Source organism: Microcoleus sp. B4-D4, from assembly GCF_036705185.1.
Classification (GTDB): Bacteria; Cyanobacteriota; Cyanobacteriia; order Cyanobacteriales; family Microcoleaceae; genus Microcoleus.
On the sequence record NZ_JAUBTX010000010.1, the window covers coordinates 1 to 22,027 of the forward strand.

Below are 22,027 nucleotides of genomic sequence, written 5' to 3' on the forward strand. Positions count from 1 at the left end.
ATTCCCAATTCCCAATTCCCAATTCCCAATTCCCAATTCCCAATTCCCAATTCCCAATTCCCAATTCCCAATTCCCATATTATTGATATGCGTCCTATATTATTGCTAGTAATTGTGGTAGGGCTAACTATTTTTGCCTTGCAAAATGTGGAGCCGGTTTTATCGCTGGTATTTCTCGGAATTCGATCGCCCGCATTGCCCTTATCTATCTGGATTTTGCTCGGCATGGCGGCGGGTGCTATCACGTCTTTATTTGTTTCTGGTATGTTGGCTTTTTCCAATTACCTATCTCAAAGGGAAAACCGCACTGGCCGCGACATTCCCAGCCGTGATGCTGTCTCAGCAGACAGGAGAACAGCTTACGCTGCGCCTCCCCCTCCCAGAAAACAGGAGATTGACCCGGATTTTGATACGGAAAATAGCCAAACTTCCTATCAAACTCAGTACGGGACACCGGCGGGTTACAGCGCCCGGACTTTTCAGCAAGAAATTCCCAACCCTCCGCCTGGGAAGGATGACGATCGACTCGGAATCGATCGAGCCGCAGACGATGAGGATGATTGGGCTTCTGATGGCTCAAAATCCGCCTCTGACGGCAGCGATGATGATTGGGGGGACGATCGCGATTTTGCCGCTCGACCGCAGGTAAATGACGTTGCAGGGGCAAATCCGAGGGATTACGAAACGAAACAGGAACCGAAAAGCAAGTCTTGGGCTGGGTCGGTATACTCTTACGGCTATCGAGATCCGAATCAATCTGGGGTGGGGAAAACTGAGTCTATCTACGATGCGGAGTATCGGGTGGTGGTTCCACCGCAAGACACCATACTTCAATCGGGTGACGCGAAATTACCTCAAAATCCTAGTGCAGAATCAGAGGAGGATTGGGGATTGGATGAGGATGATGTATTTGATGAGGACTCGCCACCCAGCGGCGGGCCGATTAATTTGAAAAAATAGTCAAATAAAAATAGGGAGGATTTGGCGGTGGATTTGTTGAGGGGAGTTAATGTCTATCTCGTCGGGATGATGGGTTCGGGAAAAACGACGGTGGGGCGGATTTTAGCAAGGGAATTAAAATACCGTTTTTTTGATACTGATGATCTCATTGTTCGAGTTGCGAATCAGTCAATTGCTGAGATTTTCGATCGCGAAGGGGAAGAGGCTTTTCGGGAATTAGAAGCTAAGGTGCTCGCCGAATTGTCTGCTTATAAAAATTCTATCGTGGCTACGGGCGGCGGCATTGTGACGCGACCGACAAATTGGGGTCATTTGCACTACGGTATAGTGGTGTGGCTGGATATACCTGTAGATAGATTGTGCGATCGACTGCGATCGGACATCACTCGCCCCCTACTGCGGGAGGGCGATCTCAAATCTAAGCTGCAAAACATTTTAAACGAACGAGAGCGTTTCTACGCTGGAGCAGATGTCCGAGTTTCCACCAGTGGAGGCGAAAAGCCTGAAGAAGTGGCCCGTCGCGCGATCGAGGAAATCAAAAAAATTATCAAACCCGAAACGAAACCCGATATCAATTGATACATTCAGAAACCTGGTTTATGGGAAAACAATCAGGTTTCTGAGGACTTTTGAATACCGTAAAAATACTGAGTTTTGTCTGATTGTGTCCGTTTAACCGCAGAATGTTTGGGAATGATATCAAATCCTCTCTTCATCGGAATAGTAAATTCACTGTTGACTGTTGACAGTTAACAGTTAACAGTTAACAGTTAACATCATGTATGAGTGCAACCGGAATTGATATGAAGCGGATTTGAGCGGATGTGGGGCTTAAGTTTTATATTATCATCACACATTATCAATCTTGAATGCGAAAATGGTGTGAGTTGTGCCAAAAAATAAAATGGCCCCACCGCTGAAGGGCTGTAGGGCGCAAGGACAGTTAAACGCTAACCTGATTATCGGAAAATTTAGCATCAATGCTATCCTCCTATGTGACGATTTCACGATCGTCCATTCACTCAACAATTCTCCCGTATCAAAAAATGTAACCTGAGTTCGATCGACTTCAACTTGTCCTATTCTAGAAATAATACCTCATGCATTCTGACGAGCAGCTCCCGAAAGCTGCTTTTTTATTGAGCAAAAATCGGTCATAGAGAATCTGTAGGTGATATCCTAGGGCGATCGCACGATCGTAACAAAAACGGATCGCGCGTGCGGACTCGCATTCCGCGGCACTACGAAGCGACCGGACACAACATCTCGAAGATGGAAAACTGCTATAATTGCGCCGATGGGGCGATCGGTCAGACGTAAGGTTTTGAAAAAAACCAGAGCTATGTTTCTTCAAGGGCGATCGCATAGTTTTCAGCTAAATATCCGCTGCCAATTAATTGTAGAATTTGGTTGGGTGAATTTTCCCTTCCCGATTAAGGTAATACGAGCTGGCCTGTTTTTGCCAAAAATTCTATTCCCCCGCCCAACCCCAAACCACTCATAGAAACAGCAGTTAATATCACAAAAGTCCGCCATCTGTGGTGGCCAAATAATTGAATATCTAATCTTGCCAAAGCTCCGGCTGAAGTTAAGACTAAACCAGTTACAAAAAGGTGCATCCAAGTAAAAACTATAACTGCCAAAAGAGCTCCTACAATAATCGAAATAAAAGCTCCGGCATCACTCGAAATCCACCGCACAATAAATCTTTTTGTGCTCTTGAGCGGGAACGACAAAGCTATAGCTAACACTAAAACAGCGGCTACGGCGAAAAACCAAGTCAGGTGCGGGGGAACATCAAACTCAGATAATTTCCAGCCAAAAATAAAATAGGTAACAAAAAGTAGGGTTAGGGAAAGCCAATAGTTTTTTTTCATGTTGATGAAAAGATTAGGGAAACCATGCAAAAAAGATGACCCCGCCCAAAAACGGAAGTCCCCGACAGGACTAACGGTCGATTCCCAAATTTTAGACTAAAGTTCAAGTTTCCACATCGCAAGCTGCCAGAAAATCTCTCATTCTTCCATTCTTCAATTGTGCCATCGACTTGCACCGAGAAGTTTGCCGCCGGCCTAGAGGTTAGTAGAAATAGCTTGCACCGGACAAGTAGGGATGCACTGCTCGCAAACAATACAGCGCGATCGAGCAAAGGTTAATTTAAAGCTTTCTGGGTCTAGGGTCAAGGCTTGCGTGGGGCATACCCCGGTGCACAGGCCGCAGTGAACGCAGATATCTTCATCTATAAGGATTTCCCTGCTGACGAGGGAAACGCCGATATTTTGCGATCGCATCCAGTCGATCGCCGCTTCTAGTTGGTCGATGTCCCCTGATAACTCTAGCACCAGTTTGCCCACTTGATTCGGAGCCACCTGAGCGCGGATAATGTTGGCTGCAACATTAAAATCCTTTGCCAGTCGGTAGGTGACAGGCATTTGGATCGATCGTTGGGGAAACGTCAGCGTTACCCGTTTTTTCACTTTTACCTCGGTAATCTACAAACACAATCTTTCTTATATTATGTTTGATCGCACGTAATTTAATTATTGGTATCAGGCAAATTTTATCTCAATTTTAGCAGAGAATCTCAAAATGTGGTAAAATTTGAAGCGGTTATTAAAAAAAACATAAAAATAACATCGCCCTTTATTTTATGAGTCTCAATTCCCCAAACTCAACTGCTGCCGACGCACAAAAAAATTCCGACATGACCACCGCCGCGCGCGTCAGAAACTTATTGATAGTGTTAGCAGCGATCGCCCTGTCAGTATCTGTATTGTTAGGATTGCGAACTCAAGCCCCATCAAGTAGTCTCACCGAAATGGCAAAAACATCCGTACCGCTGGAAATAGCCTTAACAAACGGCAAGCCGACATTCATGGAATTTTATGCTGATTGGTGCGGTAGCTGTCAGGCAATGGCCGGCGATTTGAGCGCAATCAAAGAAAAATATGCCGAACCGATGAATTTTGTCATGCTGAATGTAGACAACACTAAATGGCTGCCAGAAATCACCAAATATCGAGTAGACGGCATACCGCACTTTGTCTATTTGAACGATAAAGGCAGTAGAGTTGCTGAAACGATCGGCGAAATGCCGCGCAGTATTATGGAAGCTAATTTAGAAGCTTTGATTGCCGGAAAACCCCTGCCTCACGCTCAAGCATCAGGTCAAGTTTCTGATTTTACTCCCCCCACAGGGCCTGTGAAAACAAGTAGCTCCGACCCCCGCGTTCATGGCAGTCAAGTGCAGTAGTCAGTAGTCAGTTGAGAGTTGACAGTTGTCATATGCTGTACGGTCGATTACCCCTAATCTGGTAGGGGCGGGTTCACCAACAATATTTGCCAAAAACTGACAATCTCAAAAACCCGCCCCTACCGAGGTATAACGGTCAATTGACAGGACATGATATCAGTTGTCAGTTGTCAGTCGATCGCAACTTTAGCAAATCTTGATTGCGGGCGATCGACTACCTCTAAAGAAATATTTAAAAAACTTTAGTGAGAATTTATTAAGATTTATTATAATGGCAAAATGCGAAGTCTAAATAATCGATCGTTCCCGATCAAAAACAAAGCTTGATACAAATAATTTGATTGCAATCCCCCCGACTCATTCCTTCGCAGGCTGACTGACGCAGTAAATTCAAATCTAAAACCTAAAATCAAATGAGCGCCGATAAACCCGGATTCAGCATCAGCAGCCTCTCAATCCGCCGCCACATCGGCACCCTCATGCTGACGCTGGCAATTATAGTAGTGGGCATTTTCTACATCACCCAACTGCCCGTTGACTTGCTACCATCAATCACCTATCCCCGCATCGGCGTGCGCCTAGACGCCCCCGGAATCTCCCCAGAAGTCGCAGTTGACGAAGTTACCCGCCCCCTCGAACAAGGACTTTCCGCCACCGAAGGAGTCATCCAAATATTTTCCCGCACCCGCGAAGGACAAGTCAGCGTCGATTTATTCTTCAAGCCCGGCGGCAACATTGACCAAGCCCTCAACGATGCCACCGCCGCCGTCAACCGCATCCGCAACCGACTTCCCGACAATGTTGAAGCCCCCCGGCTGTTCAAAGCTGACCCTTCCCAACAACCTGTTTACGAATTTGCCCTCACTTCCAACTCCCTGCAAGGAGTTGATTTGCGCGTATTTGCCGACGAAGAATTATCCCGAGAATTAAACGTAATTCCCGGAGTAGCATCAGTTGACGTTGCCGGCGGCGTACAAGAAGAAATTCAAGTAAATATTGATTTAAATCGCTTGCAATCTTTAGGCGTTAGTATTTCCGATGTTTTAAACGCCCTCGAAGCCCGCAATCTCGATACTTCCGGCGGGCGGCTGCGACAAGAATCGGCAGAACCTTTAACCCGTACCGTCGGACGATTTCGGAGTGCGAAAGAAATTCAAGAAATTTCCTTTCAAATATCTGGTTCCACTCCGCCCAAACGAGTTTTCTTGAGAGATTTTGCCAAAGTAATTGACGGGACAGAAGAAGAACGAGTTAAAGTATTTCTTAATCAAAAATCCGCCGTCAAAATCAGCATTCAAAAACAGCCGGACGCAAACACTATTACAGTTGTAGATGGCGTCAAAAAGAAACTCGCAGAATTAAAAGAATCAGGATTAATCACAGAAAGTACCACAATCGTCACTACTTCAGATGAGTCTAAATTCATCCGAGATTCTATCAGCAACGTCTTATTTTCAGGTTTGACTGGGGCTGCTTTAGCTGGCGCATCAGTTTTGCTGTTCCTCGCTTCCCTGCGCCAGACTTTTATTATTGTCGTGGCAATTCCCCTCGCAACTTTAATGGCGATTATCCTGATGGGGCTTTTTCACCTGTCTCTGAATATTTTTAGTTTAGGAGGTTTGGCGCTCGGTGTGGGCATTGTGGTCGATAACTCGATCGTGATGTTGGAAAATATTGTCGAAGGAACCAGCAATCATAAAAATCAGCGATCGACTAAAAAACAGTTGATCCAGCAAGCAGAAAATAGCAGCCAAGAATTAGAATCAGCTTTATTTGCCTCCACGATTACTAACTTAGTTGCGGTACTGCCATTTTTGCTGATCGGCGGCTTAGTTTCCCTGCTGTTTAACGAGCTAATTCTCACTATCACTTTTTCCGTCGCCGCGTCTTTGATTGTGGGATTGACTGTTGTACCGATGATGGCTTCTCGACTGCTAGCATTGCCGGTATCGAGCGGTTTGAGCAACTTTTGGCCGCTGCAAGCGTTCAACCGAGCTTTTACCAATGCTACCGCCGGTTACGGGAAATTTTTATCGGGAATAGTACGGTGGCGGTTAATTGTAGTTGTACTGGCGATTGTTATATTAGGCGGCGGCAGTTGGCAGATGGCCGGTCAAATTCCCCAGGAAATCTTACCTCAAATTAGTACCGGTCAAGCGAGGTTATTTGCTTTGTTTCCCGCAGGTACTAATTTGGAAACTAATCAAAGAGTGATGGCGGAAGTTGATAAAATTATGCTCAGTCAGCCGGAAACTGAATACACTTTGACTACGGTGGGCGGGCTGTTGTTCGGCACTAATACGATCGAGAATTTGCTGCGCGGTGGCAGCAATATTACACTAAAATCAGGCACCGATACCTTAGCTTTTGTGGAAAAAGTTAATCAAGAATTGAGGAAAGTTAAGGTTCCTAAAGGAACTCGGTTGCGATTGATTCCTGAAAATGTGCGGGGTTTAGTTTTGACTAATTCTCCGGTGCGCGGTGCGGAGGTTGATGTTCTGCTTCAGGGCGAAAACGAGCAGTTATTGCTGGAAGCTGGCCGCGACATTTTGGAAACTTTGGAAGAGAAGGTAAAGTTAGCCCGCTTTCGCCCGGATACCGATCCGCCACAAGCGGAAGTGCAGATTCGTCCCAATTGGGAACAAGCGGAAATCTACGGGTTGAATGCGAGGGAAATTGGAGAAACTATTCAGACAGCAATTCAAGGTGCTATTCCCACGCAGTTGCAGCGGGGAAACCGTTTGGTTGATGTGCGGGTACAGTTCGATCGCAATTCTATCCAGTCAATTTCTGAACTCAAGTTTATCCCTTTAACTGCGAGGAATAACGCTCGCATTCGCTTGGGCGACGTGGCGAGTATTGAGGTGGGAAAAGCACCGGGAGAAATTCAAAGACTCAACCAGCGCCAAGTTTTTTTGATTGCGGGGAATCTTAACAAGGGCGCAAGTTTGGGGGATGCTTTAAAACAAGTCAATGCTGTTGTGGCGGACATCAAATTGCCGCCGGGAGTGCGGGTGATTCCGAGTGCGGCGGCGGAAACTAACCGGGAATTGCAAACTTCGCTGAAGATTTTGGGTGGGTTGGCGGCGTTTTTGGTATTTGTGGTGATGGCGGTGCAGTACAATTCGCTTGTCGATCCGCTGGTGATTATGTTGACGGTGCCGCTGGCTTTGGCTGGGGGGATTTTGGGGCTGTACGCGACTAAAACTGCGATCGGCGCGACGGTGATTGTGGGGGCGATTTTGCTGGTGGGAATTGTGGTAAATAATGCGATTATTATGGTGGAATTGGCGAACCAAATTCTGGAAGACGAAAAGGTCGATCGCGCAACGGCAATTCTCAGGGCAGCACCTCAACGTTTGCGTCCAATTTTGATGACAACTATCACCACAGTTTTGGGTTTGTTTCCCCTAGCTTTGGGAATTGGAGAAGGTTCGGAGTTTTTGCAACCTTTGGGGGTTGTGGTGTTTTCCGGTTTGTCGCTGGCAACTTTGCTGACGCTGTTTATTATTCCGTGTTTTTACATTTTGCTGCACGATTTCTTCGGGATGTTTGCAGGGAATAAGAAACCGCAGGCGGTGGCTATTCCTGTGCAGAAGGCGGCGAGAAAGAATGCGAATTTGTAAAATGTCCGGCGGTTGAAACCGCGTCTACACAAACGATGTCGGCCTGCGCCGACTAAAAAATAAAGGGAGTCTCAAACCCGGATTTAGTATCGGTCAATATTCTTTGACTCCCCCAAAAAATCCCGACTGACACACCCTACGAGAATTAGTGCGTTTGACATCCGAAACCCTATGTACTACAATATGTAGTATACAATAACTGGCAAAAGAAACCTCAACCAAAATGCCCTACGAAAAATTAGAAATATCCGCCCCAAAACCAGTATTATCTTGGGCAAATCACGCCCTGGGCGAAAAAGAAACCAAGATGGCCGCCAATGTCGCATCTTTGCCCTTTGTATTCAAACACGTCGCCCTAATGCCCGACGTACATTTAGGAAAAGGTGCTTTAGTCGGTTCAGTAATTGCCACAAAAGAAGCGATTATTCCGGCGGCTGTGGGTGTGGATATTGGCTGCTTTACTGATGATACACAAATTCCTATAGTTGATGGCAAATCTTATGCGATCGGAGAATTGGCTAGGAGTAAAAAAGAATTTTCGATCTACTCCTGTACAGAAACAGGCAGAATTGTTGCTGCTAAGGCTACAGCAAAATTAACTAGAAACAATGCCGAACTGGTTAAAGTTGTACTCGATAATGGAGAAGAAATCAAATGCACTCCCGATCATCAATTCATGTTGCGGAATGGTGAATACCGAGAAGCGCGGGATTTGACAACTGGAACGTCATTGATGCCTTTTTATTCCAAAATAGATAAGGATGGGTATACTTTAGTACAGCAAAATTATTCAGGTAGATGGCAGAAAGCTCATTGGATAATTGCTCGTTCTGGTTTGTTAGGAGACATACCATCTTTCCACAATCAGAGAACTGTGATTCATCACAAAAACTTCGAGGCCGCCGATAATAGACCAGAAAATTTAGAATTCATGGGTAATAATGACCATTCTGCCTATCACCGTTCATTAGTTGATAGAAATACCCATTGGCAATCCCTAGAATTTGAACAAAAAAGAAAGCAAGCCATAGCTGATAAAGCTCAAACCTCAGACGGACACAGATATTATGCAGAACGCGGAACGAAAAACATCCTTAAGTATATGGAGGATAACCCCGAACACTTCAAAGAGTCAGTTGCCGGAAATGGCGATCGAGGAAAGCAGTATCTAATTAATTACAATCAGAGTGAAAAAGGTAAAGCAAAGAGTAAAGAAATTGCTAATCGGCTATATACTTGTGAGACTTGTGGAGAGCCAATTAAAACTCCGATCGGACTTCACAATCACAGAAAAAATCAACACGGCTACAACCACAAAGTAGTTGATGTTATTCCTTTAGTTGAAAAGCAAGATGTCTATTGCCTAACGGTTCCCGAATACGGCAACTTTGCATTAAATGCGGGAGTCTTTGTCCACAACTGCGGGATGGCGGCTGTGAAATTGCCTTTCACCGCCAACAAATTAGAAGGCAAACTCAAACAAATTCGTCTCGATATCGAAGCAGCAATTCCAGTCGGATTTGCTGAAAACAAAGAAGTGGAAAAATCTGTCACCAACTGGCAAAAATGGAGCGATTTCAAGGAACTTCATCAAGGCGTGCAGCACCAAGATAATAAAGCCTTAAAACAATTGGGATCTCTCGGTGGTGGCAATCATTTTATTGAGGTTTGCGTTGATACGGAAAACTTTGTTTGGCTGATGCTGCACTCTGGTTCTCGCGGCATTGGCAATTTGCTCGCACAGCAGCACATCGAGACGGCGAAAGATTTAGCTAAACTGGCAGAAATTAATCTAGCTGACAAAGATTTGGCTTATTTTGTAACAGGTACGCCGGAGTTTGCCGCTTACTGGCACGATTTACAGTGGGCGCAGGATTATGCTCGTTTTAATCGCGATGTGATGATGAATCGGTTTAAGCGAATTGTGGAAAAGTACGCGGCGGGCGGCAAATCTGTTAAGCCGTTATTAGAGGTGAATTGCCACCACAATTATGCGGAAAAAGAGGTGCATTTTGGCGAAGATGTGTATGTTACTCGCAAGGGTGCTGTGCGGGCGGATGTTGAGGATTACGGGATTATTCCGGGTTCGATGGGGGCGAAATCTTTTATTGTTAAAGGGAAGGGAAATGTTGAAAGTTACTGCAGTTGCAGTCATGGCGCTGGGCGGTTGATGTCTCGCACTAAGGCGAAAAATGTATTTACTCTTGATGATTTTGTGCGGCAGACTGAGGGGGTTGAGTGCCGCAAAGATGAGCAATTTTTAGATGAAATTCCGGGGGCTTATAAGTCCATTGATGAGGTGATGAGTCAGCAGTCGGATTTGGTGGAGGTTGTGGCAACTCTCAAGCAAGTGGTTTGCGTTAAGGGCTGACAGAAATTGGTTTATATCAATTCCGGTTGTGCCGTCAGGTGATTGTTGAGTGTTGACTGTTAACTGTTGACTGTTAACTGTTGACTGTTATAGCGGTTCTCACAAAAGTGAGGTATGCCCTATGCCCTATGCCCTATGCCCACGGAGGCCTATGCCCTATCCCGGATAGTACCTCATCTTTCGCTTGAAAGGCTATAACTGTTGACTGTTAAGAGGGCGGGCACGCACCATCCACCGCCCCTACTGACTGTTGACTGTTGACTCGATTTTATTATTCCGATGCAACGGGAAACGATATGATTTGTACTTGACTTAGGTGAAAAGTTCTGTATGGGAAGATGGGGGAAATCAAGTCGCTTTCGATTTCCTCCTGTTGACAAATGCTTTGTTTTGTGAGGCTATTTGCTAACAAGCCATTTGCTTCCACTCAATTTCTAGCAAGCGCATCAATCTTTCGTCGCCTTTGGCTTTGGCTACTTGCTGTCTGCGATCGAGAATACTGCAAATATGCCTCCGCTGGACTTGCGCCACTTCCGCAACTGTTGGGGAAGATTGAACCGCCGCTACGGCGCTAGCTGCTGCGACATCCCGCAGGGCTTGAACATCTCGCTTTGTGGTAGAGTTTGCGCCCCCGTATTTTTGGGGGACGGGAATGTGTCTGGGATACCGATAGTTCCAGTCTTGACCCCTATATTTGCCTGCGGCTTGGCCTTCAATCATATCGACTGTGGGAATGTCGTATTCGTAGTTTGCGCCGCGATAAGTGAGTTGCATATTTTTCGATCCTTATATTCAGATAAAAAGAGCAGTCAGGTCTGGTGTGATTTGTGTACGTAAAAAATTTTTACTTTCTGTATTCAATTATACGGTTCTTTAAGAAAAATGCGTTAAGTTACATAAATTAATATTGTGAAACCCAAAGAGCAGGAAAAAACCCGCAACAGCGGGTTTAATCGAGCTTTTGAGTCCTTCGACGGACATCAAGAGCAAAACTGCTGCGGTTCCAAAGAACTACCCGACTGTCACTTGATCCGTTTGGACTGCTGTCGCGCCCTCTTCAGCAGAGGCGATCGCCACTAACTTGTCGAGAATTTCCTGACTGGAAACTTGACCTTTGAGAACAACCGTGCTGCTGAGCTGAGCAACCCACACCGTCTCGATATCAGCAACTTCTGAATCGCCGTCAAAAGCCAAAGCTACCCGCTTCGCTAAGCCACTTTCGTCAAAATTTCCGTCTGGGCCGACTTTAGCAGGGGCGATGGATTGCGATTGGGCTGCTTGCTGTACTACTTGTGCCATCGGTTCAGCCTGGGGTGCAGGCTTTTCGAGTCCGAACAGTCTTTTAAACCAACCCATAGTAGTCTCCTGAAAATACACTTTTTACAAAGATAGCTCTAGAATTGCCAAAGACCTCGTAATTGTTGCAAAACTCAGCGAAATTTATCAAAAATTTTTCCCCGCAGACTTTCAAAATCTGGTAAGTGCTGGAAGATCCGGGTTTTGATAGCCCTGGCTCAAATGGTTCGTAAAATATGTAGGGGTAGTGCTAAGAGTGCCTAGCCCCACGGATCGCAGCTCTTCACGGGGGGATTGTCCCTACAAAAATTACACAACTGATGCGAGGATTGCTATATTTAGCCGAACTTGAGATAATATTTTTCGGGGCCAAGGTTGTTCGTCCTCGCTACAAACTCGATAAATAATATTGTTCCGCTTCCAACCAATTTAGTTTAAGCAAGGAATCATCTCCAACTAGAAACTTGACACTAGGCTTAATTGCTTTCACGCCCAAAGCGCCCATAATCTGTGCAGCTACAGCTTTCGCTAATAGCGGCGGTACAGAATTTCCGACTTGGCGGAAACCGTGCCATTTGGTGACGTGAAATCTAAACCAGTCAGGATAGGAATGCAGCCGCGCAGCTTCTCTGACTGTAATGCACCGAGGGACGATCGGGTGAATCGGCCTTGGCGAAGTATAAGCGCCCCTCTCCCTGTCGGTTCCAGCCCTGAGAGTGTTGCAAACTCCGTCGGGGTGCAGCTTGTAAAAGCGGCTGATCGGCTCTTTTTCGCCGTAGGCGGAGGCTGCAAATCTTTCTATACATTCGAGAGAATGTTTTGTGCGCCGACTCGAAGAGAGGATTTGTCGATCGTACTGGCGATCGTAACCATAATCATTTTCAAAATCATCGAATCCGCGCAAAAAACTCGCGTAATCGCTGCTGCAATTTCCGTACTCTGCCACTACCCAATCTCGGTGCAGCAACTCGCTGTACTTTTCCACTTCCGGCAAATCTCCAATCGCATCCCAAACAGTCGGAACAGCAGGTAAATTGACTTTTTTATAGCGTTTAGGAAGTTTCTTTTTCGGTAGCATAGTAGTTGGCTGAGGATATTTTGGCAGCTCAAAGTCTTTTTTGCACCCAATCAAAAACAATCGTTTGCGAGCTTGCGGCACTCCGTAGTGAGCGGCATTCAGAACTTGATAATTTTCTTCTACTTGATATCCCGATTCCCCAAAAGAGCTAATTAAAAGATTCAAAAGTTCCTTGTGTTTGCCGGCCACAATTCCCGGCACATTTTCCATGACAAAAAACTTCGGTTTCAATTCCAAAACTAAGCGTAAAAAGTGAAAAATCAGAGAATTTCGTGGGTCATCCACATCGCGCTTTCCCATCAGCGAGAATCCTTGGCAGGGCGAACCGCTGATTACTACGTCTATCTCCCGCTTGCCGATCGCAGATTTGTTCCTAATTTCCGCTCCTGTTAGCTGTGCGACATCTTTGCACAAAATAGAACACATCGGGAAATTAAACTCGTGTGTAGCGCAGTGAATTGGGTCAATTTCAACGGAAGCAAGTACATCAAAACCTGCTTGTTCAAAGCCGAGAGTCATGCCGCCCGCGCCTGCAAATAAATCAACAGCGATCGGTCGCTTTTTCCGATTGCTTGACATAAAATTTCAATTATAAAATTGCTTTAAGAAGCTGTCTTTAATTTAACATTGTTGACGATTTCCGCAGCCGCGCGATCGCAAACCCCTAAATCTCCGAGACTTTCCCGCATTTGGCGATAACCCGCTTTCATTTGCTGGCGTCGATCGGCATTTTGCAGCAATTCCAGTGCGTGTTTGACAATATTTTCCACAGTAGCATCGTCTTGCAGCAACTCCGGGACGATCGGCTTCATTTCCACCAAATTCGGCGGAGACATAAAAGGAATCGAAAATTTCAGTACGTGGCGAGCAATCATCGCCGTAATCCGACTGACGCGGTAGACGACAACTTGCGGAACATCGAGCAAAGCCAGCTCCAAATTAACAGTACCAGATTTAGTAATAGCCATATCGGCAGCAGCCAAAAGTTCCAGAGTTTGATTTTCCAACAAAGTAGCCCGCAAACCGTAATTCTCGATCGCCTCTGCTATTTTAGTGCCGAAAGCTGGGTTAGCAAGCGGAATCCAAAAATGAACCTCGGGAAATTGGGCTTGAATAATTTGAGCAGCCTCAAATATAACCGGCATCAGGTACTTGAGTTCTTGCTGTCTAGAAGCCGGAATTAGAGCCACTGACACCTGTTCCGGCGCAATTCCCAACATTTTGCGGGCAACTTCCCGGCAGGGCGCAGATTGCATTCTATCCACCAAAGGATGACCTACCCAACTCACTTCGGCTCCTTTTTCCCGATAATAACTAGCTTCCTCGGGGAAAATCGCCAAAATTCGATCGGCAATACTGACAATCAGATTTGTATTGCGAGGAGAAATCGACCAAACCCATTCTTGAGGTGCGATATACCAAACCACGGGCAAATTTGGCAAACAGCGGCGAATGTAGCTACCAATACCGAGATTTGGAGTCAAATAATCAATCAATACAACCACATCCGGGGGAAATTTTTTTAGATATTGTTTAGCTTTTTGCTGAACTTGGATTGTCGGCCAAATATACGGCACAGATTCTATCAGACCCATAGAACCAATACTGACAGTATCGCCTAAAATAGTAGCGCCAGCTTCCGCCATGCGTCCCCCGCCCAAAGCTGTTATTTCTATATCCAAACCAGCGGCGACAGCATGGCGTTTTAAGGCAGCAACTAACAAAGCTCCTTGCAAATCGCCAGAAACCTCACCAGTGCTGATAAAAATTTTCATATTTTCAATTAAACTCTGATTTTAAACGGGTGAAATTTGTTGTAACAACTCAGTCACAGCATCATATTGATCTGGCATATTAGCACAGCGCAAGAGTAATTCTAAATCGAGGTCTGGCAGAAATGTACTGCGGGTAATTTGCTCGTAATTTTCACCTCTCAAGCAGTAGAGAGATAACTGGTTGTTTTGCCAAAACCAAACTTCCCGAACTCCCAATCGTTTGTAAAATTCTAAAGTATCTATTCCGCCGCTGGTAATTACCACTTCAATAGCAATATCTGGGACTGTTTTTGGAGCACCTATATCATAGGAATCATCCGGCTCTTTTCTACCTCCCAACTCTCTCTTACCCAGAGTCGGCCCGCCCTCGCCGTAAAATCTAATCCCGCTTGCTCTCATGTATGCCTCTAGCAGCATACAGAGAGTTTTTTTGATGATTTTCTGTTCCGGGGAGACAGTCATAAGTTGCAGGATGCGATCGAGATAGAAAAATTTTACACCGCCGATATCTTTAAAGGCTGATTCGATCGCTTCAAATTGCTCCCAGCTAACATCTGATAACCTGATGCAGCCATCTTGTTCTGTTTCAAGAAATGTAGATTTGACTGAAGTATATACATTCATAGGGCCAGCATTGCTCTGTGGATAGATTTATTCTAGCCCATTCACTTTTTACCAGGAATCAAACCGCGCCGCCCTTTGCTGACAGACTGCTGCACAAATCTCTGCAGGTGTTGCAAGTGGGGATTTTCTGGCAACAAATCCAACTGTTCCAAAGCTTGATTTAGGGTATAGCCAGAATGGTATAAAATCCGAAAAGTTTTCTTCAAAACTAGCAAATCTTCGGGGGTTAAACCGGCGCGTTCGAGGCCTATTTTGTTGATTGCTCGCACTCTCGAAGGATTTCCCTCGACTAGCATATAAGGAGGTACATCTCGATCGATCCTGCTCAAGCCGCCCACCATCGACAAGCGGCCGATGCGGACAAACTGGTGAACCCCCAAAACACCGCTCAGTCGGGCTTGAGACTCGATTTTAACGTGTCCGGCCAAGGCTACGGCATTGGCGATAATTACCTGGTCTCCGAGTTCGCAATTGTGACCGACATGAACGTAAGCCATCAACAAATTACGATCGCCAATTGTGGTGCTTTCTCCCGCTCCTGTAGCGCGGTTGATTGTCACGTATTCCCGAATCACATTGCTGTCGCCAATTGTTACCCTAGTCAGCGAACCTTCATATTTCAAATCTTGAGGTTCCAGGCCAATCGCCGCACCGGGGAAAATTTGATTGTTAGCACCTATTTCTGTTAGCCCATCGATAATTGCATGAGCGCCAATCTTAGTCTCTGGCCCGATTTTCACTCTTTCCCCAATTACAGCATAAGCGCCCACTTCTACAGTCGGGTGCAGTTCGGCGCGGGGATGAATCACAGCAGTTGGGTGAATCAAAGTAAGCATTTTTCAGTTGTTAGTTGTCCGTTGTCCGTTGTCTGTTGACTGTTGGCTGTTGGCTGTTGGCTGTTGACTGTTGAGGGCGGGCACGGGGGCACCGCCCCTACTGGCTGTTGGCTGTTATTAGTTGGCTGTTGTCATTAGTCATTAGTCAGCAGTCATTAGTCAGTAGTCATCAGTCATTAGTCATCAGTCATTAGTCATTAGTAATTTGCCAGCAATGCCCAATTCCCAATTCCCAATTCCCAATTCCCAATTCCCAATTCCCAATTCCCAATTCCCAATTCCCAATTCCCAATTCCCCATTCCCAATTCCCAAATTTAATCTACCATCGAAAACATCAATTCTCCTTCACAAACTTTTTGTCCGTCCACTTCAGCTAGAGCTTGAATTTTTGCGAAGCGGCGGCGTTTTACCCACAGCAATTCTACAGTCATCAGCAACTGATCGCCCGGTACAACCTGACGCCGGAATTTGACCTTATCAATCCCAGTAAACATCCACAATCCTTGTTCGATGTCGGGTAACTGAGCCAGAACAATACCGCCAACTTGAGCCATCGCTTCAACGATTAAGACTCCAGGCATAACCGGCCTTCCGGGAAAGTGCCCTTGAAAATGCGGTTCGTTGAAAGTGACATTTTTAATTCCTACAGCACGCGATCCCGGCACATAATCGAGAATCTTGTCTACCAGCGCCAGGGGATAGCGGTGAGGCAATATTTTCTGAATTTCTTCCAGAGTAAAAGTAGATTTAACCGCTGGAGAATCTTCACCGTTTTCGGCTGGAACGGATTCAGAATTAGCAGTGTTGAGGGTGTTAACTTCAGTGAGCGTGGACATTACTTGAAGACTTGTGAGTGTGGTATGGAAGAAGGAAGAAGGAAGAAGTCAGTAGTCAGTAGTCAGTAGTCAGTAGTCATTAGTCAGTAGTCATCAGTCATTAGTCATCAGTCATTAGTGCTGTCGTCTCCGAGCTTTCCGTCCAACGTCATCAGGAAGATGGAAGATGGAAGATGGAAGGATTTAGTTATGTCGCCAGAGAAGCAATTCACTGCAATGAATTCAGCAATTAAGAATGTCCTAACTGCCTTGGCAGTTGCTAGATAAACGCAAGGGTTCGCACCTTGGTTTGTGAATTGTAACGGTGACGAATGCTCTAACCTTTTCTAACTTGTCTCTAGCACCGCCAAAGTTTGAGATTTCAGCGTTTGAGCAAGTTGGACGTGCAGGTTGTGACTGGCTTTGTAAGCCAAGTAGTGAGCTTTTGGCCAAGTTCCCAGCAGACTGAGGTCGCCTACTAAGTCTAAGATTTTATGGCGCACCGGTTCGTTGGCAAATCTCAAGGGCGGGTTGAGCCAGCCGGATCGATCGCAAACGAGGGCGTTATCTAGGGTACCACCTTTGATTAAACCTGCTTGTCGCAATTGGTCAACTTGGCGAGCAAGTCCAAAAGTACGGGCTGGGGCGATCGCCGTGGCAAAACTTTCTACCTCTGGCGACCAACTGTACCATTGATTGCCGATCGCCTCTTCCTCAAAATCAATTCCGTAGCTAAACCGAGTTTGGGCCGACGGTAAAGCCGCCACAAAAGCATCCCCGTGATGCACCCAAATCGGCTCGGCGAGGGCGAATGATGCAGTGGGGTCTTCTTGGCATTCTTGAGAAACTAAGCCGGTACGGGCGATCGCCTCTACCCAAACCTCAGCAGAACCGTCCAGCAGAGGCAGTTCCGGGCCATCAACCTCAATTCGAGCATTATCTGCTCCCATCCCCGCCAAAGCGCCTAATAAATGCTCTACAGTGCGAATTCGATCGCCCGCAGCATTTGCCAGTTCAGTAGAAAGTGCAGTCTGACAAACCGCCTCAACTGTTGCAGGAATTCTGCGATCGGCCGACAAGTCAATTCTGACAAAATAGCGACCTTCTCCAACCGCAGCAGGCAACACTCGGACGCGAGTCTGTTCGCCGCTGTGCAAACCAATTCCTGATAGTTCAAATTCAGATTTTAAGGTACTTTTAGTCATTAGTCATTAGTCATTGGGCGGAGCGAAGCGGAGGGATGGGGCATGGGGCATGGGGCATGGGGCATGGGGGAATTGGGCATCGGTAATTGGTAATTGGTAATTGGTAATTGGTAATTGGTTATTGGTTATTGGTAATTGGTTATTGGTTATTGGTAATTAGTTAATTGCTACCAATTACCAATTCTAAATGTCCCATACCCAATACTTCGACTACGCTCAGTACGAGTGCCCAATGCCCAATGCCCAATTCCCAATGCCCAATTCCCCATTCCCAATTAGAACCGCTCACCAATCCCAAAGTGAATTTGATTGCCGCCAGTGTCGTTGATGCCGTAGTCGATCCGGATCGGCCCTAACGGAGATTGAATCCGCACGCCGATCCCGTAACCGTAACCGCTACCGGGCTTTCTGCGGACACCGGCCGGGTCGCCGGGGACATCTTTCCCCGTACCCAAATCGGTGCCAGCATCCAAAAATAGCGCTCCGCCGATAAACGAAATAATCGGGAAACGGTACTCAACGCTGGCTTCTAGGAAACTGCGGCCAGCTCCGACTTCGCCTTCGTCGTATCCGCGCACCGAGTTGGCACCGCCCAAGGCAAAAGCTTCGTAGGGAGGCAAATCTCCGAATACGGTGCCGCCTTTCAAACTGAATGCCAGGGTTTGAGGGCCGGGGGTAAAGTTGGTGTACTTGACTGGTATGTAAAAGTTGTAACTTGCTCGCAGGCGGTTTAAAAGGATGCTGCCTGAACCTACAGGAATCGATTGTTCTATCCCAAACCGGAGCAGGGAACCGCTAGTGGGGCGGAGGGGGTCGTTGCGCCGATCGCGCACAGCACCTGCTTGGATTGTTGTCAAGTCGTCGGTGCCGGAATTGCTAAAACTTAGCTGGTTGCCAAGTTCGTCATCGGATTCGCGCCTGCCTTTGCGATCGGTAATTGAGACTCGCTGATACTGCAAGCCGAGTGAAGCAATCCACTCAGAATCGGCAAAAGGATTGCGCGACAGGGGACGGGTGAAATTGATGCCGGCACCGGTGCGGACGATGCGGGGTCGATCGTTGTTGGGCAATCTGACTTCCCGTTCTCCCCCGTCAAAAATCACGCTGATCGATCGTCTTCTAAAAGCATTAATTGTATAAGAAGTCCGGTAAGGATCGCCCGCAATCCAAGGATCGGTAAAACTCAGGTCAAACAGCGTTTGCCGTTCTCCAATTTGTACTTCAGCCCCCAATTTCTGGTTCCTACCGAACACATTTTGCTGCTGGTAACTCACCGTACCGAACAAACCCGTAGCGGAACTCAAACCCGCACCCGCCGCCAGAGAACCAGTATTTTTTTCAATGACGTTGACAATTACTCTGGCCTTGCGCGGATCAGTCGTGCCCGGTTCCAAAGCAAGCCGCACGTCTTCAAAAATTCCCAAACCAAACACCCGTCTCAAATCCCTTTCCGCCTTGGTGCGGTTAAAGATATCTCCGGGCTTGAGTTCTACTTCGCGGGTGACGACAAAACGCTTGGTGTTGCCTCGAATCGGCTGACCGGTGGGATCGGTTGGTTCTCCTTCCTTGTTCAGGAAACGGACATCAACGGATTCGATCTGGCCTTCTGCCACTTGCAAGGTGACTGTGCCGTCGTCTGCTACTTGCGGGGCATCTGTGATTTGGCCCAAAACATAGCCGTTGTCTTGATACCACGCATTAATTTTTTTGACTCCCTCCTCAAAGCGGCGGAGGTTGAGAATTTTGCCGTACTGATCGCCGAAGCTTTCGTCAACTACGGTTTGGGGCAGCACTTGCTGGCCGGTGATTGTCACTTTCTGCAGCACTGGATTGGGCTGCACGATAAAAGTCACTCGCACGCCTAACGGGGTGTCTTCCGGTACTGCCCGCACGTTTCTGAAAAAGCCCGTGGCAAAAATGGCGTTGATGTCTTGTTGCAGTTGGCTGCGGTTGGTGGTGCGTCCCGGTTGAGTGCTGATGACTCGGTAAATCTCGGTTTCTAGGTCTCCCGTTGCCCCGGTGACGGTAACTTCGGCAACTAGCACTTGCGGTTCGGCCGCTTCGGCGGGTGCTGGGGTTGGTCTGGGCTGCGATTCTGCCGGGCCAGGGGGCAATGTGGGAACTGTGTTTGCCGGCGGTCTGGTGGGGGCCGGTCTGGGAATTTGGGCGTTTTGACCGATCGCCCCGGATGCGTCCGAGGTCGCTCTGGGAGAAACTTGTAGGTTTTGGGCGATCGTCCCCGCTCCCTCCTGTTTCCGAGGCTCTACTGCGACCCAGGCGGGCGTTACTGCCACTTCCGAAGGGGGGAGCTGGCTGTCTGGTTGTGCCTCTTGCAGCGCGTTTTGACTGCTAGGGGCGGGCGATGGGTTGGATGCTAGCTCGGGTTTGAGTTGAAGCTGGGGCGAAACCGGGGATGGCGAGTCTGTGACTCGGTTTGGTGGTTCGCGGTCGTCTTCTCCTCTGGCAGGGGCCGCCACTATTTTGAGGTCTTCGGCCAAGCTGCTTTTAGCTGCTTTTTTGGGGTTTTGAGAAGGATTTTGGGTTAATTCTGGAACCGGGCGATCGGGTAATTCGATCGACCCAACCGGAGGAACGGCCGCCACAGTCCCCTCTGCTGATTCAGAGTAGGATGTTTGACCGCTTGCCGAATTTGATAATCCGAATGTTGCTGAGACAGTAAGAACTGCCACCAATACAGCAGATAAGCGCATTTTTGTTCACTCTTTTGGGCAATCACACACACACGATATTAGTCATTAGTCATTGGTCATTAGTCATTAGTCATTAGTCATTAGTCATTAGTTATTAGTTATTGGTCATTGGTCATTGGTCATATCATGTCTGGTAGATTAACCGCAATCAGTAGGGTTCGCGCGTGCGTCCTGGCATACGCTTGCTTTGTCGCGGACTCGCATTCCGCACTACGAACCGTTTTTGTGATGGTAATCGATCGGACTTGATATCATTAGTCATTGGTCATTGGTCATTAGTCATTAATCATTGGTCAATGACTAATTACATCGGGAACATCTCAATGAGAGTAAAAACCTGTTGTAGCAGTGCTGTCCCCGCTTTTGTCTGCTTGCTTATATATACAGCAAGCGGGGACAACACTAATACAAGATCAAAACTGAGACGATCCCGCTGACATTCATCAAAAGCACAACGGCGACAAACTGTGCAATTGTAGCGCATTGTTAAGTGCTCTAAACTTTCTGAGCTAGAACCCGCTGGAGAACTTGCTGGTAAGCGGTTTCTACCGATCCCAAGTCACGGCGGAATCTGTCTTTGTCCATAACGCGCGCGTCGGGGTCAGTTTCTGCGTTGTCCCACAGGCGGCAGGTGTCGGGACTGATTTCGTCGGCGAGAATCAGGTTTTGATGTTGGTCGATGCCGAATTCTAGTTTGAAGTCTACCAGCGTGATGCCGCACTGGGTGAAAAATTCTTTGAGTATTTCGTTAATTTCGCGGGCGGCGATTTCTAGTTGTTCTACTTGTTCCGGGGTGGCTAGCTGCATTAACTGCAGTCTGCCCTGGGTCAGCAGGGGGTCTCCCAAATCATCGTTTTTGTAATAAAATTCCACCAGCGCCGGATTGACAATTGTACCCATCGCAATTCCGGTTTGTTTGCACAGACTACCGGCAGCAATGTTTCTGACTACAACTTCTAAGGGCAAGATGCGGACGCGGCAGACTCGCATTTGGTTGGGCGCTGGCGTGTCTATGAAGTGGGTGCGTATGCCTTTGGCTTCTAGCATCCGAAACAGGTGGGCGGATACGGCGCAGTTGATTTCGCCTTTCCCCACAATGCTGCCGCGTTTCTGGGCGTTAAAGGCTGTAGCGTCGTCTTTGAAGTGGGTCAGCAAAATTTCGCCCTCTTCGGTGGAGTAGAGGATTTTGGCTTTGCCTTCGTAGAGTTTGCGTCCGGCTGACATGGCGATTCATAATGTAGATGAGTTGTAGATTTTACAGTAGCTCGATCGCGCATTATTGGCGAGTGTTTGGCTCTCGGCAGCCCCGCCCCCGCCCCTCACAGGCGAGTACCTCTGTGGATAGATACTGCGATCGGTCTAGCCATAAATGATTCTTGACAACGCAAAATAGAGATTAGACCGGCTTTGTTCGCTATCCCCCGCGCCCGAACCCAAAAACGGTTCAACAGTTGCCAGCATTCAAGGTTGACAGCA

18 protein-coding genes are annotated in these 22,027 nt (G+C 47.2%); 5 read left to right on the plus strand and 13 right to left on the minus strand.

Features of this window, described 5'->3' with window-relative positions; genetic code table 11:
* The coding region (locus QUB13_RS10885; protein WP_333380535.1) for a LapA family protein at window positions 1–960 on the plus strand (960 nt) is incomplete at its 5' end.
* Between the two features lie 27 nt (window positions 961–987).
* Complete coding sequence (locus QUB13_RS10890) at window positions 988–1,539, plus strand: shikimate kinase (protein ID WP_333092733.1); 552 nt, start codon at window positions 988–990, stop codon at window positions 1,537–1,539.
* 854 nt (window positions 1,540–2,393) lie between these two features.
* Here the strand turns inward: QUB13_RS10890 and QUB13_RS10895 are convergent.
* Both QUB13_RS10895 and QUB13_RS10900 read right to left on the minus strand, forming a co-directional pair.
* Entirely contained in the window at window positions 2,394–2,837 is a 444-nt protein-coding gene (locus QUB13_RS10895; protein WP_333117945.1) for a hypothetical protein, read from the minus strand.
* A gap of 195 nt (window positions 2,838–3,032) precedes the next feature.
* A complete protein-coding gene (locus tag QUB13_RS10900; RefSeq protein ID WP_333380537.1) occupies window positions 3,033–3,437 on the minus strand; it encodes an NIL domain-containing protein in 405 nt (134 codons plus the stop codon).
* Window positions 3,438–3,610: 173 nt separating this feature from the next.
* On the opposite strand from QUB13_RS10900, the gene QUB13_RS10905 reads away from it, so the two are divergent.
* The 3 genes from QUB13_RS10905 (at window position 3,611) to QUB13_RS10915 (ending at window position 10,210) form a co-directional block, all read left to right on the plus strand.
* Window positions 3,611–4,213 (plus strand): thioredoxin family protein, encoded by a 603-nt coding sequence (locus QUB13_RS10905; RefSeq protein WP_333380539.1) that lies wholly within the window; start codon window positions 3,611–3,613, stop codon window positions 4,211–4,213.
* A 413-nt stretch (window positions 4,214–4,626) separates the two neighbouring features.
* A complete protein-coding gene (locus tag QUB13_RS10910; RefSeq protein WP_333380541.1) occupies window positions 4,627–7,839 on the plus strand; it encodes an efflux RND transporter permease subunit in 3,213 nt (1,070 codons plus the stop codon).
* Between the two features lie 223 nt (window positions 7,840–8,062).
* The gene (locus QUB13_RS10915; RefSeq protein WP_333380543.1) at window positions 8,063–10,210 is read left to right on the plus strand and encodes an RtcB family protein; all 2,148 of its coding nucleotides are present in this window, start codon (window positions 8,063–8,065) and stop codon (window positions 10,208–10,210) included.
* Between the two features lie 405 nt (window positions 10,211–10,615).
* On the opposite strand, the gene QUB13_RS10920 is transcribed toward QUB13_RS10915, so the two are convergent.
* From QUB13_RS10920 to purC, 11 genes are all read right to left on the minus strand, one after another.
* Entirely contained in the window at window positions 10,616–10,984 is a 369-nt protein-coding gene (locus QUB13_RS10920; RefSeq protein ID WP_333380545.1) for a DUF4278 domain-containing protein, read from the minus strand.
* Between the two features lie 237 nt (window positions 10,985–11,221).
* On the minus strand, window positions 11,222–11,566 hold the full coding sequence (locus QUB13_RS10925; RefSeq protein WP_333380547.1) for a phospholipid-binding protein: 345 nt from the start codon (window positions 11,564–11,566) through the stop codon (window positions 11,222–11,224).
* Between the two features lie 328 nt (window positions 11,567–11,894).
* Entirely contained in the window at window positions 11,895–13,163 is a 1,269-nt protein-coding gene (locus QUB13_RS10930) for a DNA cytosine methyltransferase (protein WP_333380549.1), read from the minus strand.
* A 23-nt stretch (window positions 13,164–13,186) separates the two neighbouring features.
* Window positions 13,187–14,359, minus strand: a complete 1,173-nt coding sequence (gene lpxB / locus QUB13_RS10935) for a lipid-A-disaccharide synthase (protein ID WP_333380551.1) — start codon at window positions 14,357–14,359, stop codon at window positions 13,187–13,189.
* Between the two features lie 21 nt (window positions 14,360–14,380).
* Window positions 14,381–14,983 carry a Uma2 family endonuclease gene (locus tag QUB13_RS10940; protein ID WP_333380553.1) on the minus strand — a complete coding sequence of 201 codons (603 nt, stop codon included), beginning with the start codon at window positions 14,981–14,983 and terminating at the stop codon, window positions 14,381–14,383.
* Between the two features lie 41 nt (window positions 14,984–15,024).
* On the minus strand, window positions 15,025–15,819 hold the full coding sequence (gene lpxA / locus QUB13_RS10945) for an acyl-ACP--UDP-N-acetylglucosamine O-acyltransferase (RefSeq protein WP_333380555.1): 795 nt from the start codon (window positions 15,817–15,819) through the stop codon (window positions 15,025–15,027).
* A gap of 315 nt (window positions 15,820–16,134) precedes the next feature.
* Complete coding sequence (gene fabZ / locus QUB13_RS10950; RefSeq protein ID WP_333380558.1) at window positions 16,135–16,656, minus strand: 3-hydroxyacyl-ACP dehydratase FabZ; 522 nt, start codon at window positions 16,654–16,656, stop codon at window positions 16,135–16,137.
* Window positions 16,657–16,982: 326 nt separating this feature from the next.
* Window positions 16,983–17,840: a UDP-3-O-acyl-N-acetylglucosamine deacetylase gene (lpxC, locus tag QUB13_RS10955; protein WP_333380560.1), complete on the minus strand. Its 858-nt coding sequence runs from the start codon at window positions 17,838–17,840 to the stop codon at window positions 16,983–16,985.
* Window positions 17,841–18,000: 160 nt separating this feature from the next.
* Complete coding sequence (locus QUB13_RS10960; protein WP_333380562.1) at window positions 18,001–18,129, minus strand: hypothetical protein; 129 nt, start codon at window positions 18,127–18,129, stop codon at window positions 18,001–18,003.
* Window positions 18,116–20,551: a BamA/TamA family outer membrane protein gene (locus QUB13_RS10965; RefSeq protein WP_333380564.1), complete on the minus strand. Its 2,436-nt coding sequence runs from the start codon at window positions 20,549–20,551 to the stop codon at window positions 18,116–18,118. The genes QUB13_RS10960 and QUB13_RS10965 overlap by 14 nt, the downstream gene beginning before the upstream one ends.
* Before the next feature lie 495 nt (window positions 20,552–21,046).
* A complete protein-coding gene (purC, locus tag QUB13_RS10970; RefSeq protein ID WP_333092722.1) occupies window positions 21,047–21,775 on the minus strand; it encodes a phosphoribosylaminoimidazolesuccinocarboxamide synthase in 729 nt (242 codons plus the stop codon).
* Between the last annotated feature and the right edge of the window lie 252 nt (window positions 21,776–22,027).

Coding starts and splice junctions, on each gene's coding strand:
- QUB13_RS10940 (WP_333380553.1), bottom strand. CDS start 14,983: ATGAATGTATATACTTCAGTCAAATCTACATTTCTTGAAACAGAACAA.
- QUB13_RS10895 (WP_333117945.1), bottom strand. CDS start 2,837: ATGAAAAAAAACTATTGGCTTTCCCTAACCCTACTTTTTGTTACCTAT.
- QUB13_RS10910 (WP_333380541.1), top strand. CDS start 4,627: ATGAGCGCCGATAAACCCGGATTCAGCATCAGCAGCCTCTCAATCCGC.
- QUB13_RS10930 (WP_333380549.1), bottom strand. CDS start 13,163: ATGTCAAGCAATCGGAAAAAGCGACCGATCGCTGTTGATTTATTTGCA.
- purC (WP_333092722.1), bottom strand. CDS start 21,775: ATGTCAGCCGGACGCAAACTCTACGAAGGCAAAGCCAAAATCCTCTAC.
- QUB13_RS10965 (WP_333380564.1), bottom strand. CDS start 20,551: ATGCGCTTATCTGCTGTATTGGTGGCAGTTCTTACTGTCTCAGCAACA.
- fabZ (WP_333380558.1), bottom strand. CDS start 16,656: ATGTCCACGCTCACTGAAGTTAACACCCTCAACACTGCTAATTCTGAA.
- QUB13_RS10920 (WP_333380545.1), bottom strand. CDS start 10,984: ATGCAACTCACTTATCGCGGCGCAAACTACGAATACGACATTCCCACA.
- QUB13_RS10905 (WP_333380539.1), top strand. CDS start 3,611: ATGAGTCTCAATTCCCCAAACTCAACTGCTGCCGACGCACAAAAAAAT.
- lpxC (WP_333380560.1), bottom strand. CDS start 17,840: ATGACTAAAAGTACCTTAAAATCTGAATTTGAACTATCAGGAATTGGT.
- QUB13_RS10915 (WP_333380543.1), top strand. CDS start 8,063: ATGCCCTACGAAAAATTAGAAATATCCGCCCCAAAACCAGTATTATCT.
- lpxA (WP_333380555.1), bottom strand. CDS start 15,819: ATGCTTACTTTGATTCACCCAACTGCTGTGATTCATCCCCGCGCCGAA.
- QUB13_RS10925 (WP_333380547.1), bottom strand. CDS start 11,566: ATGGGTTGGTTTAAAAGACTGTTCGGACTCGAAAAGCCTGCACCCCAG.
- lpxB (WP_333380551.1), bottom strand. CDS start 14,359: ATGAAAATTTTTATCAGCACTGGTGAGGTTTCTGGCGATTTGCAAGGA.